This is a genomic window from Streptomyces sp. NPDC107765 (genome assembly GCF_055657085.1).
In genome coordinates, this window is record NZ_JBVKBL010000022.1 from 99,702 (window position 1) to 114,812 (window position 15,111).

Here is a 15,111-nt window from a genome sequence, read left to right on the forward strand (position 1 = left end):
CGTCCCGGCTCCCGCCCTCCTCGCCCCCCTTCTCCCCCTCCACCCACCCACCTCACCCTGAGTGGCGCGCCGCGAGCCCGCTGCGACCGGATCGTTATGCTCAAGTTCCCCTCAGATGTAATGACGCTGGTCGCGGGGCGTCACTAGGGTCCTCCCAACCGAGGAGGACGGAGCTGTACGCCGATGAGTGAAGTATCGGTGACCAAGAACGCCGAGGGTTCCCCGCCGGCGGGTGACCAGCTGGTCGTGCTGGACAACGTGAACAAGCACTTCGGCGCGCTGCACGTGCTCCAGGACATCGACCTGACGATCAACCGGGGCGAGGTCGTCGTCGTGATCGGGCCCTCGGGCTCCGGCAAGTCGACGCTCTGCCGCACGATCAACCGCCTGGAGACCATCGACTCCGGCAGCATCACCATCGACGGCAAGCCGCTGCCGCAGGAGGGCCGCGAACTGGCCCGGCTCCGCGCGGACGTGGGCATGGTCTTCCAGTCGTTCAACCTCTTCGCACACAAGACGGTGCTGGAGAACGTGATGCTGGGCCAGACCAAGGTCCGCAAAACGGACAAGGCGGCGGCCGAGCAGAAGGCCCGCGCCCTGCTGGACCGGGTCGGTGTCGGCACCCAGGCGGACAAGTACCCCGCACAGCTCTCCGGCGGGCAGCAGCAGCGGGTGGCGATCGCCCGTGCGCTGGCCATGGACCCGAAGGTGATGCTGTTCGACGAGCCGACCTCCGCGCTGGACCCGGAGATGATCAACGAGGTGCTGGACGTGATGCAGCAGCTCGCCCGGGACGGCATGACGATGGTCGTGGTCACCCATGAGATGGGCTTCGCGCGCTCCGCGGCGAACCGGGTGGTCTTCATGGCGGACGGCCGCATCATCGAAGAGGCCGAGCCGAACCAGTTCTTCAACAACCCGCGCAGCGACCGCGCCAAGGACTTCCTGTCGAAGATCCTCCACCACTGAGGCCGCAGTTGGGCCACCATTATTGCCAACACTTGCTGAACCAAAGGATGTTCACCATGAGGATGCTCAAGACGGCTGCGGCCGGTGCGGTGGTGCTCGCGCTGGCGGCCACGGCGACGGCCTGCGGCGGCGAGTCGGGTACGGCCGGTGACAAGCCGGCCGGCGGCGAGGTCTACAGCGGCACGTACAAGGTCGCCAAGGACGTCAAGGTCAACTCGGCGGTGCTGAAGAAGGCCCAGCAGAAGGGCCAGATCGTCATCGGCGTCAAGGCCGACCAGCCGTTCCTGGGCTACCAGGACCCCTCGTCGGGCAAGTACTCCGGCTTCGACATCGAGATCGCCAAGATGGTCGCGGCCGACCTGGGCTTCTCGGAGAAGCAGATCAAGTTCAGCACGGTCGACTCCAACGTCCGTGAGACCAAGATCTCCGGGCACGACGTCGACTACTACGTCGGCACCTACACGATCAACGACGAGCGCAAGAAGCAGGTCGGCTTCGCGGGCCCGTACTACACCGCGGGCGCGGACCTCCTGGTGCGCAAGGACGAGAAGGGCATCACCGGCCCGGACACGCTCCGCGGCAAGACGGTCTGCTCGATCACCGGGTCCACGCCGCTCCAGGAGATCAAGAAGGTCAAGTACGGCGCCAAGACCATCGAGCTGGGCAAGTACTCGGACTGCGTGAAGAAGCTGATCGACGGCGACGTCGACGCGGTCACCACCGACGACGCGATCCTCAAGGGCTACGCGGCCCAGCGCCCGACGAAGCTCCGCGTGGTGAACAAGCCGTTCACCAAGGAGCCCTACGGCGTCGGCATGGACAAGAACGACAAGGCCCTGCGCGACGCGATCACCAAGGCGCTGGAGAACCACATCAAGAACGGCGACTACAAGAAGGCTTACGAGGGCACCCTCGGCAAGTCCGGGTCGGCCTACGTCGCCCCGCAGACGCCGCTGCCGCGGTACTGAGGCGCCGGACCGCTCCTCCTGACCGCGCCGCCCCGTACGCCCGCCGTGGCCGGGTGTGCGGGGCGCGCTGTCTTCACCCCGTCTCTCCCTTTCCCGCCGTCGACCCGATGACCGCTACCGCGGAGACCCCATGAACGTACTCCTCGATCATCTGCCCGAGTTCCGGGACGGGTTCCTCGGAACCCTGGCGATCACCGCGGCGAGCGCGGTGATCGCCCTGGTGCTCGGCGTCCTCATAGCCGGATTCCGGGTCTCTCCGATCCCGCCGCTGCGCGCGTTCGGAACGGCCTGGGTCACGCTGCTGCGCAACACCCCGCTGACACTGCTCTTCCTGGTCGCGATGTTCGTCGTGCCCCAGGTGCTCTTCAAGGGCCTGAGCCCCTTCGTGCTGGCCATGCTGGCGCTGGGCTTCTACACCTCCTCGTTCGTGTGCGAAGCGGTGCGCTCCGGCATCAACACCGTGCCCCTGGGGCAGGCGGAGGCCGCGCGCAGCCTCGGGATGACGTTCTCGCAGACCCTGCGCCTGATCGTCCTGCCGCAGGCCACCCGCACCGTGCTGCCGCCGCTGAGCAGCATCTTCATCGCACTCACGAAGAACTCCGCCATCGCGGGTGCGTTCAGCGTCACCGAGCTGTTCGGCTTCGCCAAGCTGCTCAGCGACCAGGGGTACGCGATCGCCTGGATCTTCCTGTGGGTCGCTCTCGCCTACCTCGTCATCACCTTCGCCATCAGCGGTGCCTTCCGGCTGCTGGAGCGCCGGATGGGGGTCGCCCGGTGAACGGACGCGACATGGGGGTCCCCCCGGCCGAGGGCCGGGGAAGGAACGACAGCACGTGGGGGCCACGCGCAGGCGGGGCGGAACGAAGTGAGGTAACGGCATGAGTGGGGCCAGCGTTCTCTACGACGTCCCCGGGCCGAAGGCGAAGGTGCGCAACCGCGTCTACACCGTCCTCGGTGGGCTCGTGGTACTCGCCCTGATCGGGTTCGTCGTGATGCGGCTCAACGCGACGGGCCAGTTCGAGCCCGAGCGGTGGGACATCTTCAACAACGCGGGGGTGCGCACCAACATCCGCAACGGCCTGCTGACGACCCTTGAGGTCTTCGCGGTCGCCGCGGTGCTCTCCCTGCTCCTCGGCGTCCTGCTGGCGGTCGCGCGGCTGTCGGACCACAAGCCCGTGCGCTGGCTGGCGACCGGGTTCATCGAACTCTTCCGCGCCGTCCCGCTGCTGATCACCATCTACGTGATCTGGGTCCTGCTGCTCACCAACCGTGATGCGCTCGGCCTCTCCGGCGACCAGCCGCAGTTCTGGGCCCTGGTCATCGGACTGACGGTCTACAACGGCTCGGTCCAGGCCGAGGTGCTGCGGGCCGGCATCAACTCCGTGCCCAAGGGCCAGGGTGAGGCCGCCTACGCCCTGGGCATGAGCAAGACCCAGGTCATGACGACCGTGCTGATCCCGCAGGCCGTCCGCGCGATGCTGCCGACGATCATCAGCCAGCTCGTGGTGACGCTGAAGGACACCTCCCTCGGCTACATCATCACGTTCGAGGAACTGCTCTACACCGCCCGCCTGATGAGCACCAACATCCTCGTCAACGGCGAGGACACCTACGTCCCGTTCATCATCGTCACCGGCTCCCTCTACGTCGCGATGTGCCTGGCGCTGTCCGCCCTCGCCAACTGGATCGAGCGGCGCGGCCGGCGGGCGAAGACCGGGATCGGCGTGGCGGCGGCCGGCGAGCCGGTGACCGCCACCGACGCCCTGGAGACCGCGGCTCCGGCCGGCGCCCCGGCGGACGCGAAGGACTGACGGTACGACGGCCCGCGCGGCCGGTACGGAACCGTCCGGAGGCGGTGGCAACGGCGCCACCGCCTCCGTCACTTGACGCGAGCGGCCGCAGTGGGTTGCATACGCTGTGTGATCACGCACCGGGCTCCAACTGCCAGTTCCCGCATGTCCCGTACGTACCAGCGCCCCCGCGGAGCAGCGCCGTGGACCCGGTGATCGTCGCCGGGGGCGGCCCGGTCGGCCTCTCCCTCGCGCTCGCCCTCGCCCGGCTCGGCGTCCCCTCCCTCGTCCTCGACGAGACCTCCGGCCAGGAGGACACCCGGCCCGCCCGCACCGCCGTCCTCCGCGAGGACACCGCGGCGTTCGTCGGCCGGCTCGGCTGCGCCGCCACCCTGGAGTCCGCCGGCACCCGCTGGACGGCCTGGCGGATCATGCGCCGCCGGCGCCTGGTGGAACGCGTCGCCTTCGCCCCGCACACCACCGACGACGCGGCCGGCCCCGCCGCCACCTCCCCGGTGCACCTCCCCCAGCACGCCCTCACCCGCGCGCTGCGCGCCGCGCTGGAACGCGAGAAGCTCGCCGAGGTCGTCACCGGCAGCCGGCTGACCGACCTCGAACAGGACGAGCACGGCATCAGCGCCCACACCCGCGGCCCCAACGGGACGTGGTGGCGCGGGAGTTACCTCATCGGCTGCGACGGCCCCCGGTCGACCGTGCGCAAGCTGCTGGACATCCGCTTCCCCGGCCGTACGGCCGTCGAGCGGCATGCGGTGGCCGCACTGCGCTGCGAACTCCCCTGGCCCGGCGAGGCCCTGCTGCACCGCTCACCGCCCCGGCAGGGCGGCACACCGGGCAGCGAGGTCTCCGCCCGCCCGCTGGCCGACGGCGTCTGGCGGCTGGACTGGCTGCTGCCCCCGGGCCGCGAACTGGTCACCCCGGACGCCCTGGTCGCCCGGATCCGCGACTCGCTGGCCGGCTGGACCACCGAGTACCCGGTCGAGACCGACATCGCCGTCGCGGGATCCGGCGCGGACGGCGGCGGCGCCCGGGGTTCCGGCCACGGCCGGCCGGTCCCCCCGTACGAACTCCTCGACACCGGCGTGCACACCGTCCACCACCGGCTGGCCCGCTGCTGGCGGCAGGGCCGCGCCTTCCTCGCCGGGGACGCCGCACACCTGCTGGGCGCGCTCGGCACCCAGGGGCTGGACGAGGGGCTGCGGGACGCCGAGAACCTCGCCTGGAAGCTGGGGCTGGCCTGGCACCACGGCGCCACCGAGACCCTGCTCGACAGCTACCAGGCCGAGCGGCGGGGCGCGGTCGCGGCCCGGCTGCGCACCGCCGACCAGGCGCTGCCGCTGCTGCGGGACGGCCGCTCGGCCCGCTGGCGCACCGTCCTGCCCGGCGCCGCGCGCGGCCGCAGCACCCTGCTGACCGACGGCCACCTGGGCCGCGGCCCACTGGGCGCCCCACCGGTGTACGCCCGCACGCCGCTGGCCCCGCCCGCCGCGCCCACCGGCGGCCCGCTCGTCGAGACGCCGCCGGGAGCACCGGTGACGGACGTACCGGTGACCGCGCCGGACGGTTCGGTGGTCCGGCTGCGCACCCGCCTCGGGCGCGGGCTGCTGGTGGTACTGGTGGCGCCCGGCACCACCGTCTGGGACCGCCGGCACTGGCAGTCGGCGGGCCTCATGCCCCGGCTGAGCAGCGCCGCGGCGGCGCTCCCGATGCCCGCCGAAGTCCTGGTCACCGAGTCCTACCCGGGCGCCGCCGCCCACACCGTCCTCCTCGTACGCCCCGACGGCCACCTGGCCACCGCCCTCGCCCCCGGCATCCGCCCGCCCGAACTCCACGCCTGCGCGGAGGCGGTCCGGGGCGGCACACCTGACGACGCGCCGGGGGTTGCGGGGGCGTATGGGCGGGTGGGGTCGGCGGGCTCTGTGGGTTCTGTGGGTGCGGTGGGGTTGGTGGATTCGGTGGGGTTGGGGGACTCGGTGGGGTTGGGGGACTCGGTGGGGTTGGGGGATTCGGTGGATTCGGTGGGTGTGCAGAGGGTGGGGGATGTTGAGGGGGTGGTTCGTGGTGCCGATGCGGGGGGCGGTTCCGGGGGCGGTATCGGAGGCGGTACCCGAGGCGGTATCGGAGGCGGTTCCGGGGCTCGGGAGGTTGCCGGCGCTGGGGATGGTGGCCGGGGAGGTTCCCAGGCTGGGGAGGATGCCGGGGCTGGCGACGGTGCTCGGGAGGGTTCCGGCGCTGGCGACGGTGCTCGGGCCGCGGAGGGGTACTGGGACGGGGACGGAGGGACGGGGGCGGACGGGAGCTGGGGCGAGCCGGGTCCCGGGGTCGGTTCCGGCGCCGGCGCCGGAACCGACCCCGGAAGCGATCCGGGAACCGACTCCGGAACCGACGCGGGAACGAGCGCGGGAGGGGACCCGGGAGCGAGTCACGGGGTGGACGCCTGAGCGGGCGCCCGAGGGAGCCGCGGGCCGGGCACCGGGCACCGGGCACCGGGCACCGGGCACCGGCGGAGCCTCACCCCGATCTCCCGGTTGCCCCGCCAGTCGACCGGACCAACTGACCAGACCAGCTGCCCCGTCCAGTGGGTCCGGCCAGTGGGTCCGGCCAGTGGGTCCGGCCAGCCGACTCGGCCGTGTGACTCGCACGATCGACTCGTGCAGTCGACTCGTGCAGTTGACCCGTGCAGTTGACCCGTTCCGAACCAGCGTGTTTCACTCCGAGAGTGACTGACCACAGCTCGCGATTCTGGCGGAGGGTCCATCTGGACCTGGTCCGCTATGCGGGCTGCATGTGTCGTCCGTCCTGTTGATCCGCATTTCCTTCCCCGCGCGGCCGCCTGCCCCTGTCCGGCAGCCGCGCCTCTTCGCGATCACTCAGGACGGTTTCCGTGCCCGACGTACGTACCCCCGCGCGCCCGCACGCCCCCGGCAATGACACCCCCGCCCACGACACCGCCGGCAAGGGCGGCGGGCCCAGCGCCTCCGCACTCCTAGACTTCGTCCGCCGTACCGCCGCGGACCCGGCGCTCGTCGCCTCACTGCCGCTCGACCCGGAAGGCCGGACGTGGATCCGGCTGGACGGGCCGGGCGGCAGCGAGGCCTGGCTGATCGGCTGGCCGCCCGGCACCGGCACCGGCTGGCACGACCACGGCGGCTCACACGGTGCGTTCGCCACGGCGACGGGCGAGCTGACCGAGCAGTCGCTCGCCGCCCAGCTCCCCACCGAAGGCTGGAAAACCCTGGAACTCGCCGACGGCGTCGACCGGGAACGCACCCTCGGCGGCGGCCGCGGCCGGGCCTTCGGCCCGCACCACGTCCACCAGGTCCTCAACACCTCGCCCGACACCCACGCGGTCTCCGTGCACGCCTACTACCCACCACTGCCGCTGATGCGTCGCTACAGCCGCACCGGCCAGGTACTCCGCCTGGAAGAGGTCGAGCGCCCGGAGGAGTGGACGTGAGCGCCATCGACGCCCTTCTCGCCGACGCCCGCCGCCAACTGGGCCGACGTATCGACCCGGAGGAGGCGGCCGCCGTCCAGCAGGCGGGCGGCCTGCTCGTCGACATCCGATATGCGGAACTACGCGACCGCGACGGCACCATCCCCGGTGCCCTGATCGTGGAACGCAACGAACTGGAGTGGCGCCTGGACCCCACCAGCGCACACCGCGCGCCGGAAGCGACCCACCATGATCTGCCCGTCGTGGTGATCTGCAACGAGGGCTACGCCTCCAGCCTCGCCGCCCTCTCCCTCCGCCACATCGGCCTCCACCGAGCCACCGACCTCACCGGCGGCTTCCAAGCCTGGCGCGCAGCCGGCTTGCCGGTCGAGCGTGAGGGCTCGAGGTGATGGGGGCCGGCAGAGGGCCCCGCAAGCCGTGATGCGGGGTAGCTGAGAGGGGGCGGGGGCTTCGGTAGGGGTGTGGGCGGAACTCCGGACGGGGTGGGCAGCTGCGCAGTCAGGGAGGGGGCGGACACCTGGGACCTGGGGCCTGCGGGTGTGGCGGGCACGCGGGGCTCAGAGCCTGGGCCTGCGGGCCGCCCTCCACTGGTGCGGGCCTTCTCCTCTCCCCGGGCCCCCGCCCCGCCCCCACCCACCCCCACCCCGCTCCCCTGCCCACTTCCGCGCAGCCCTGACCGACGCGGCACGCTGGCGCTGCCGGCGGCCGCCCGTCCCGGAAGACCGGCCATAGCCGCTACCGGATCCCACGCCATCCCTCAGCGCCGATCACATCCGGATCCCGCGACCATCCCCTAGCGCTGCCACATCCAGAGCCCCACCGTCCCGAACCCCCACCTCGCCTCAAGGCCACAACACTCCAGGTCAGGACAGGAGACGCCAGGCCAGACCAGGCCAGGAGTAAGCCGCACTCCGACCCGACTTGACCCGCCCCAGCCCGCTCCGGCCCGCTCCGCCCCAGCCCGCTCCGGCCCGCTCCGCCCCGGCCCGCTCCGGCCCGCGCCGCTCCGCTCCGGCCCGCCCCACACCGATCCGCTCCGCTCCGGATTCAGTCCTCCCGCAGATGCTCTTCCAGGAGGTCCGGGTCCTCGCCCTCTTCCTCCAGGGCCTGTCTGACCACGCGGAGAGCCAAGCCCTCCGGGTAGCCCTTGCGGGCCAGCATTCCCGCCAGGCGGCGCAGGCGTTTCTCGCGGTCCAGGCCCCTGGTCGTGCGCAGCTTGCGGTCGACCAGTTCGCGGGCGGTGGACTCCTCCTGCTCGGAATCGAGGCGGCCGACCGCCTCATCGATCACTGCGGAGTCCACGCCCTTCGTACGCAGCTCCCGGGCCAGCGCCCGCCGGGCCAGGCCGCGCCCGTGGTGGCGGGACTCCACCCAGGCGTCGGCGAAGGCCGCGTCGTTGATCAGTCCGACGTCCTCGAAGCGGGACAGCACGTCCTGCGCGGCCTCATCGGGGATGCCGCGCCGGCGCAAGGCATCCTCGAGCTGTTTCCGGGTACGCGGACTCCCGGTGAGCAGGCGCAGGCAGATGGCCCGCGCCTGCTCCTCGGGCGTACGCGGTGGTCCCGCCTCGGCCCTCGACGAGGCGGGTTCGCCCTCGCCGAAGGCGAGAGCGGAACCACCGCCGTTCTCACGGCCGCGGCCGCCCCTGCGGCCGCTACGGGTCTCGGCGTCACCGGCAGCGCTGTGGATCCCGTCCGCGCTGTCCGGCCATTCCGTTCGCCGTGTCATGGCGGGCTAGCTCTTGGCCGCGGCGGCCTTGGAACCCTTGGCGCTCTTCGTCGCCGCGGCCGGAGCCGCCGGGGCCGCGTCGGTCGCCGCGCCCGCGGCGTCCGCGCCGGGCTCCGCCGCCGGGTCCTGCGGCTTGACGCCGATGCCGAGCTTCTCCTTGATCTTCTTCTCGATCTCGTTGGCGAGATCAGGGTTGTCCTTGAGGAAGTTGCGGGCGTTCTCCTTGCCCTGTCCGAGCTGGTCGCCCTCGTACGTGTACCAGGCGCCGGACTTGCGGATGAAGCCGTGCTCCACGCCCATGTCGATCAGGCCGCCTTCGCGGCTGATGCCCTGGCCGTAGAGGATGTCGAACTCGGCCTGCTTGAAGGGCGGCGAGACCTTGTTCTTGACGACCTTGACGCGGGTGCGGTTGCCCACGGCTTCGGTGCCGTCCTTGAGGGTTTCGATGCGGCGGATGTCCAGGCGGACCGAGGCGTAGAACTTCAGGGCCCGGCCACCGGTCGTGGTCTCCGGCGAGCCGAACATCACGCCGATCTTCTCGCGGAGCTGGTTGATGAAGATCGCCGTGGTCTTGGACTGGTTGAGCGCGCTGGTGATCTTGCGCAGGGCCTGGCTCATCAGCCGGGCCTGGAGGCCGACGTGGGAGTCGCCCATCTCGCCCTCGATCTCGGCCCGCGGCACCAGGGCGGCAACGGAGTCGATCACGATGAGGTCGAGCGCACCGGAGCGGACCAGCATGTCCACGATTTCCAGGGCCTGCTCGCCGTTGTCCGGCTGGGACAGGATCAGGGCGTCGGTGTCCACACCGAGCTTCTTGGCGTACTCGGGGTCGAGGGCGTGCTCGGCGTCGATGAACGCGACGGAGCCGCCGGCCCGCTGGGCGTTCGCGACCGCGTGCAGGGTCAGGGTCGTCTTACCGGAGGATTCCGGGCCGTAGACCTCGATGACGCGGCCTCGGGGGAGGCCGCCGACGCCCAGGGCGACGTCGAGGGCGGTGGATCCGGTGGGGATGACCTCGATGGGCTCCTTCGACCGCTCCCCCATGCGCATCACTGCGCCCTTGCCGAATTGCCGTTCAATCTGTGCGAGCGCGGCGTCCAGCGCCTTCTCGCGGTCAGTGCCTGCCATGGGTTCCACCCGATTTGCTTGAGTCGATCGCTTCACGTCCATGACGCTAACGCCTGCCACTGACAATGCGCCCGGACCCGGCTCCGGCCTGTGGATAACTTCGCGGATATCCCGGAATCACGGGCCGGATCTCTCATGAGAATAGCTGTTCGATTTTTGTGTCAAGCACCGCACCGCGCCGTGTGCCCGCGGTCCGCGGTTCAGCCCGCGTCGGGCGTGCCCTGCTGTGCGGCGGCGTCCCGGCCGGCCGGGTCCTTGTCCTGGTCCGCCGGCTCCTTCCCGTCGGGCCGGTCCTCGTTGCGCTCGGCCGCGTGGCGCACGCGGGCCAGGAGGTCGGCGGCGCGCCGGCGGCGGGCCTTGCCGTGGACCCGAAGGTCGTCGGGCACGGCGTAGCGCTTGACGTACGCGCCGAGGAACGCCTGCAGGGTGGCCGTGGCCGGGATGGCGATCAGCGCGCCCACCGCGCCCATGAGGGCCGTCCCGGCGACGACCGACCCGAAGGCGACGGCGGGATGGATGTCCACCGTCTTGGCGGTGATCCGCGGCTGGAGGAGGTAGTTCTCGAACTGCTGGTAGATCACCACGAAGCCGAAGACCCACAGGGCGTGCCAGGGGTCGACGGTGAAGGCGATCAGGATCGGCAGCGCGCCAGCGAGGTACGTGCCGATGGTCGGGATGAACTGGGAGACCAGGCCCACCCACATGCCCAGCGCCGGGGCGTACGGCACGCCCATCAGCTCCAGCAGGACGTAGTGCGCAAGGCCGGAGATGAGGGCCATCAGGCCCCGCGAGTAGAGGTATCCGCCGGTCTTGGCGACGGCGATCTCCCAGGCGCGCAGCACCTCCTCCTGGCGGCGGGGCGGGAGGACGGAGCACAGCGCGCGGCGCAGCCGGGGGCCGTCGGCGGCGAAGTAGAACGAGAAGAGGGCGACGGTCAGGAGGTTGAACAGGCTGCCCAGCACGGTCGCGGAGACGGCGAGGACGTTGTTGGCGCTGTCCTGGACGTACTTCTGCAGCCAGTCGGACCGGAGCAGGTTGTTCTGCACCTGGACCCGGGAGAGGTGGGTGTGCAGGGTGTTGTTGATCCAGCTGATGACGGAGTCGAGGTACTGCGGGAATTCCTCGACCATGGTGGCTATCTGGCCGGCGAGCATCGAGCCCAGCAGCGCGAAGAAGCCGGCCGCGGCGACGAGGATGCTGAGGAAGACCAGGCCGGTCGCCAGGCCGCGCCGCATGCCGCGGGCCGCCATCCAGGAGACGGCCGGTTCGACGGCGAGCGCCAGGAAGAACGCGATCAGCACGTTCAGCAGCAGCGAGATGAGCTGGTGGAATCCCCAGGTGGCGAGCTGGAAGCAGGCCACGAGGGCGAGCGCGAGCACCATGGCGCGCGGCAGCCAGCGCGGCATCCGGGCGTCGGACCGGGCGTCCGGCCGGTCCTCGGGGCGGGTGAGGTCGTTGCTGGTGATCTCATCAGACACAGGCACGAAGCCAAGTGTCGCGCACCGCGCCGACTGCTCCGGCCGGGTTCGGGTTCAGCCGCTTCAGCGCTTCTCGGGCGGCACGTCCATGGCGGCGCAGACCACCCGCCACACCTCTTTGGCGCTCCACCCGGCGTCCAGTGCTTCGTGGACGGTCCGGCCGCCGAGGCCGGACATCACGTGATCGCGCGCGAAGGAGTCGGCGTACGACGCGCCGAAATGATCCGCCATCCGCTGCCAGAAGACCGTCAACCGCATGCCTCCAGTATCCCGCCCTGGGCTGGCAGGGGTGCCCGAGCCGGTGCCGCCGGAGGATTTCGGCCCTACGGTCGCGCCATGGCCGAAAACGCAAGCCCTCCTCCGACCCCTCTGGCGCGTGCGGAGCGATTCATCTGGCTGACCGCCCGGGTGCTCGAACAGCGGCTCTTCGAGTACGACTTCCTCGGCGGCGGGGCGGACCCGGTGGAGACCGCGCTCGCCGCGTACCGCAACGACGACGACGGCTTCGGCCACGCCCTGGAGCCCGATCTGCGCGGACCCGTGAGCCAGCCGCTGCACACCGCGCACGCCCTGAAGGTCCTGGATCTGATCGGGCGCTGTGACGGCCGTCAGGTGGAGCGGATCTGCCGCTATCTGACGAAGATCTCGACTCCCGAGGGAGCGCTGCCCGCGCTGCACCCCTCCCAGCGCGGTTACCCGGCCGCCCCGTGGATCCCGGTGGTCGACGATCCGCCGAGCGCGCTCCTGGCCACCGGCCCGGTGGTGGGCACGCTGCACCGCAACGAGGTGTGGCACGCCTGGCTCTTCCGGGCCACGGACTACTGCTGGGCGGCGGTGGAGTCGCTGAAGGGGACCCATCCGTACGAGGTGGAGGCGGCGCTGGCATTCCTGGACGGTGCGCCGGACCGGCCGCGGGCCGCCGCGGCGGCCGAGCGGCTGGGGCGGCTGGTCAGGGAAGAGGGCCTGGTGCTGCTGGATCCGGGGCGGGCGGCCGATGTCCCGGTGGCGCCGGGGTACGCCCCCGGGGAGCATCACTTCGCGTACGACTATGCGCCGTCACCCGGTTCCCTGGCCCGCGGCTGGTTCTCCGACGAGGAGATGGACCGGGCCCTGGACCACCTTCTGGCGCTCCAGGAGGAGGACGGCGGCTGGCCGGTGAACTGGCGGATCTGGGCGCCGGGGACGGCGCTGGAGAGCCGCCCGATGGTGACGCTGAAGGCGCTGCGGACCTTGCGGGCGTACGGGCGGCAGCTGGACTGAGCGACCGGTCCGGGCCGGTCGTCCCCGCCGGGCCCGGACCTCTTGGGTGAGCATGCGGGTGGCCCCTCCCCCGGGGGCCGCCCGCTGCTGCGTTCGCCCGCCTCCCGGGGGGGGAGGGCGCGTCCGCCGGCCGCCCGCGCGCCGGCCGCGGTGAAGTGCGGTACGGCCGCGGCCGCGGCGCCGCGGGGCATCAGCCGCCCAGCGCCCGTACGCCTGCCGTGACGGCCACGGCGACGCCGACGACCAGCAGGAACGGCGCGCGCAGGACGAGCGCGACGGCCGCGGCGGCCACGCCTGCGGCCTTGGCGTCGAGCATCAGGTGGTGGCCGTCGCTGAAGGTCTGCTGTGCGGTGAGCGCGGCCAGCAGGGCCACCGGGAGCAGCGCGGCCAGCCGCTTGACGAGCGGGCGTTCCAGGACCCCGGCGGGCGCCGACAGGCCGAGGTACTTGACCAGGTAGCAGCCGACGGCGGTGGCGGCGATGGCGATCCAGACGTTCATGCCCGCTTCTCCTCGGTGGCGGGGCGGCCCTGCGCGTCGCCCGTGGGGGTCGTGTCGCTCCCGGCGCCCTTCGCCCGTGCGCGGCGGCCCTGTACGACGAGGACGGCGGGGGCGGCGAGCGCCGAGAGCAGGACCGGTACCCCGGTGGGCAGCAGCGGCAGCGTGGTCATGACCAGGACGACGGCGAGGCCGGCCGCCACCCGCTCGACGGTGCTCCGCAGCATCGGTGCGAGCAGCGCCAGGAAGACCGCGGGGCTGGCCGCGTCCAGGCCCCAGGCGTCGGTGTCGCCGAGCGCCTCGGCCCCGAGGGCGCCGATGAGGGTGGTGAGGTTCCACAGGACGTAGAGGCTCAGGCCGGTGACGGTGAAGCCGAGCCGGGCGCTGCGTCGGTCGGGCTGGGCCAGGGTGACGGCGGTGGTTTCGTCGATGACCCAGTGGGCGGCGAAGGGGCGGACCGCCGCCCGGTGGCCGAGGACGGCGGAGAGCCGCAGTCCGTAGAAGGCGTTGCGCACGCCGAGGAAGAAGGCCCCGGCTGCGGCGGTGAGCGGGTTGCCGCCCGCGGCGAGCGCGCCGACCAGGGCGAACTGTGAGGCGCCGGTGAACACGAGCAGGCTCAGCGCACAGGTCTGGAGCAGGGTGAGGCCGGCGCCGGCCGAGGTCACGCCGAAGGCGAAGCCGGAGAGGCCGACGGCGATGCCGACGCCGAGGGCGTCCCGGACGACGGCGGAGTCGGGTTTGGCGGGCCGTGCCGGTTCCGGCAGCGCGGCCTTTCCGGTGGGGCGTATGTCTGTCTGTTCTGCCACGTCCGGGACCTTAGGCGGGGGCGCTCCCGGTGGTCTTGTACGTTCTTGCGCCTCCTGCCGGGCGCGGGCCGCTCACAGGGCGCGTTCCTTGCGGTACGCGCCGGGCGGTACCCCGACGATCCGGGTGAAGTGGCGGTTCAGGTGCGGCTGGTCGGTGAAGCCGACCGCGACGGCGGTGGCGGCGGGCGGGTGGCCGGCCTCCAGGAGGGCGCGGGCCCGGCGGACCCGGGCGTCGGTGAGCCAGGCGTGCGGGGGCATCCCGTAGGCGGCCTTGAAGGCCCGCAGCAGGGCGAACGGGCTGGTGCCGAGGTCGTGTGCCAGCTGTTCCAGGGAGGGCGGGTCGGCGATCCGGTCCTCCAGTACGGCACGGGCGCGGGCCGCGTTGCGCGCGCCCGCGCTGCGTGGGGTGCGTGCCGGGAGGGGGCCTCCGTAGCGGCGCAGCAGCCGGGCGACGGTGAGGCGCAGCAGGCTGTCGGCGGCGAGCGCGTTGCCCGCCTCGGCGGCCCGGTGGACGTCGGTGATCATGCGGGCGAGCCGGGGGTCCTCGGCGACGGTTTCGGTGAAGCCGGCGGTGCCGCGCAGGGCCGCGGTCTCGTCGGCTATCTCGGCGACGATGCCGGACGACGGGTAGAGGGTGGCGTAGGTCCAGCCTTCGGGGGCGCCGGCCCGCGCGGTGTGGGCGACCTCGGGGTTGATCATGATGATGCCGCCGTGGCCGGCCCGGACGGTGCCCTTCTGGAGGCCGACCTCCTCGATGCCGGAGGTGACCGCGCAGACGACGTAGCCGTCGTGGGCGTGGCGGGGGAAGGAGTGCCGTACGTAGCGGGCGCGCAGCAGGTCGAGGCCGGGCAGGCCGGGGTAGCGCCAGTGCCGGGCCCACTCCCCGCGCGCCCGCGGTGTGGCGTCGGGGCCGGGTGCGCCGTCCGCGGCCGGGCCGTCGCCGCTGACCGTGATCATGTCTCCATTCTGCGTCCGGACCGTGCGCCCGTGACCTGGGGGTCCGAGGCGTGGAC

General features: G+C 72.2%; 15 protein-coding genes and 1 pseudogene. 9 read left to right on the plus strand and 7 right to left on the minus strand.

Features of this window, described 5'->3' with window-relative positions; translation table 11 throughout:
• Positions 1–183 precede the first annotated feature (183 nt).
• The 8 genes and pseudogenes from ACZ7MX_RS36255 (at position 184) to ACZ7MX_RS36290 (ending at position 7,591) form a co-directional block, all read left to right on the plus strand.
• The gene (locus ACZ7MX_RS36255; protein WP_030416926.1) at positions 184–969 is read left to right on the plus strand and encodes an amino acid ABC transporter ATP-binding protein; all 786 of its coding nucleotides are present in this window, start codon (positions 184–186) and stop codon (positions 967–969) included.
• Positions 970–1,025: 56 nt separating this feature from the next.
• Positions 1,026–1,937: a glutamate ABC transporter substrate-binding protein gene (locus tag ACZ7MX_RS36260; protein ID WP_472138522.1), complete on the plus strand. Its 912-nt coding sequence runs from the start codon at positions 1,026–1,028 to the stop codon at positions 1,935–1,937.
• A 130-nt stretch (positions 1,938–2,067) separates the two neighbouring features.
• The gene (locus tag ACZ7MX_RS36265) at positions 2,068–2,715 is read left to right on the plus strand and encodes an amino acid ABC transporter permease (protein ID WP_030416928.1); all 648 of its coding nucleotides are present in this window, start codon (positions 2,068–2,070) and stop codon (positions 2,713–2,715) included.
• 100 nt (positions 2,716–2,815) lie between these two features.
• Positions 2,816–3,748, plus strand: a complete 933-nt coding sequence (locus ACZ7MX_RS36270) for an amino acid ABC transporter permease (RefSeq protein WP_472138524.1) — start codon at positions 2,816–2,818, stop codon at positions 3,746–3,748.
• A gap of 182 nt (positions 3,749–3,930) precedes the next feature.
• Positions 3,931–5,670 (plus strand): annotated as a pseudogene (locus ACZ7MX_RS36275) (FAD-dependent monooxygenase); the annotation flags it as partial.
• 794 nt (positions 5,671–6,464) lie between these two features.
• Positions 6,465–6,551, plus strand: a complete 87-nt coding sequence (locus ACZ7MX_RS36280) for a putative leader peptide (RefSeq protein WP_311044721.1) — start codon at positions 6,465–6,467, stop codon at positions 6,549–6,551.
• A 78-nt stretch (positions 6,552–6,629) separates the two neighbouring features.
• Entirely contained in the window at positions 6,630–7,202 is a 573-nt protein-coding gene (locus ACZ7MX_RS36285; RefSeq protein WP_472138526.1) for a cupin domain-containing protein, read from the plus strand.
• Positions 7,199–7,591, plus strand: coding sequence for a rhodanese-like domain-containing protein (locus tag ACZ7MX_RS36290; RefSeq protein WP_472138528.1), 393 nt, complete (start codon positions 7,199–7,201; stop codon positions 7,589–7,591). The genes ACZ7MX_RS36285 and ACZ7MX_RS36290 overlap by 4 nt, the downstream gene beginning before the upstream one ends.
• Positions 7,592–8,249: 658 nt before the next feature.
• On the opposite strand, the gene recX is transcribed toward ACZ7MX_RS36290, so the two are convergent.
• The 4 genes from recX to ACZ7MX_RS36310 form a co-directional block, all read right to left on the minus strand.
• Positions 8,250–8,930 carry a recombination regulator RecX gene (gene recX / locus ACZ7MX_RS36295; RefSeq protein WP_472138530.1) on the minus strand — a complete coding sequence of 227 codons (681 nt, stop codon included), beginning with the start codon at positions 8,928–8,930 and terminating at the stop codon, positions 8,250–8,252.
• 6 nt (positions 8,931–8,936) lie between these two features.
• Positions 8,937–10,058 (minus strand): recombinase RecA, encoded by a 1,122-nt coding sequence (recA, locus tag ACZ7MX_RS36300; protein ID WP_030809425.1) that lies wholly within the window; start codon positions 10,056–10,058, stop codon positions 8,937–8,939.
• A 200-nt stretch (positions 10,059–10,258) separates the two neighbouring features.
• Entirely contained in the window at positions 10,259–11,524 is a 1,266-nt protein-coding gene (locus tag ACZ7MX_RS36305) for an AI-2E family transporter (RefSeq protein ID WP_472138574.1), read from the minus strand.
• A gap of 75 nt (positions 11,525–11,599) precedes the next feature.
• A complete protein-coding gene (locus ACZ7MX_RS36310; protein WP_472138532.1) occupies positions 11,600–11,794 on the minus strand; it encodes a DUF3046 domain-containing protein in 195 nt (64 codons plus the stop codon).
• A 78-nt stretch (positions 11,795–11,872) separates the two neighbouring features.
• Between ACZ7MX_RS36310 and ACZ7MX_RS36315 the strand changes: the two genes are divergently transcribed.
• The gene (locus ACZ7MX_RS36315) at positions 11,873–12,796 is read left to right on the plus strand and encodes a hypothetical protein (RefSeq protein ID WP_472138534.1); all 924 of its coding nucleotides are present in this window, start codon (positions 11,873–11,875) and stop codon (positions 12,794–12,796) included.
• 190 nt (positions 12,797–12,986) lie between these two features.
• On the opposite strand, the gene ACZ7MX_RS36320 is transcribed toward ACZ7MX_RS36315, so the two are convergent.
• The 3 genes from ACZ7MX_RS36320 to ACZ7MX_RS36330 all read right to left on the minus strand — a co-directional run bounded on the left by ACZ7MX_RS36320 (position 12,987) and on the right by ACZ7MX_RS36330 (position 15,055).
• On the minus strand, positions 12,987–13,295 hold the full coding sequence (locus tag ACZ7MX_RS36320) for an AzlD domain-containing protein (protein WP_201809792.1): 309 nt from the start codon (positions 13,293–13,295) through the stop codon (positions 12,987–12,989).
• Positions 13,292–14,098 (minus strand): AzlC family ABC transporter permease, encoded by an 807-nt coding sequence (locus ACZ7MX_RS36325; protein ID WP_472138536.1) that lies wholly within the window; start codon positions 14,096–14,098, stop codon positions 13,292–13,294. The genes ACZ7MX_RS36320 and ACZ7MX_RS36325 overlap by 4 nt, the downstream gene beginning before the upstream one ends.
• A gap of 72 nt (positions 14,099–14,170) precedes the next feature.
• The gene (locus tag ACZ7MX_RS36330) at positions 14,171–15,055 is read right to left on the minus strand and encodes an AraC family transcriptional regulator (RefSeq protein ID WP_472138538.1); all 885 of its coding nucleotides are present in this window, start codon (positions 15,053–15,055) and stop codon (positions 14,171–14,173) included.
• Positions 15,056–15,111: the final 56 nt, after the last annotated feature.

Coding starts and splice junctions, on each gene's coding strand:
- recA (WP_030809425.1), bottom strand. CDS start 10,058: ATGGCAGGCACTGACCGCGAGAAGGCGCTGGACGCCGCGCTCGCACAG.
- ACZ7MX_RS36330 (WP_472138538.1), bottom strand. CDS start 15,055: ATGATCACGGTCAGCGGCGACGGCCCGGCCGCGGACGGCGCACCCGGC.
- ACZ7MX_RS36265 (WP_030416928.1), top strand. CDS start 2,068: ATGAACGTACTCCTCGATCATCTGCCCGAGTTCCGGGACGGGTTCCTC.
- recX (WP_472138530.1), bottom strand. CDS start 8,930: ATGACACGGCGAACGGAATGGCCGGACAGCGCGGACGGGATCCACAGC.
- ACZ7MX_RS36270 (WP_472138524.1), top strand. CDS start 2,816: ATGAGTGGGGCCAGCGTTCTCTACGACGTCCCCGGGCCGAAGGCGAAG.
- ACZ7MX_RS36255 (WP_030416926.1), top strand. CDS start 184: ATGAGTGAAGTATCGGTGACCAAGAACGCCGAGGGTTCCCCGCCGGCG.
- ACZ7MX_RS36260 (WP_472138522.1), top strand. CDS start 1,026: ATGAGGATGCTCAAGACGGCTGCGGCCGGTGCGGTGGTGCTCGCGCTG.
- ACZ7MX_RS36315 (WP_472138534.1), top strand. CDS start 11,873: ATGGCCGAAAACGCAAGCCCTCCTCCGACCCCTCTGGCGCGTGCGGAG.
- ACZ7MX_RS36310 (WP_472138532.1), bottom strand. CDS start 11,794: ATGCGGTTGACGGTCTTCTGGCAGCGGATGGCGGATCATTTCGGCGCG.
- ACZ7MX_RS36320 (WP_201809792.1), bottom strand. CDS start 13,295: ATGAACGTCTGGATCGCCATCGCCGCCACCGCCGTCGGCTGCTACCTG.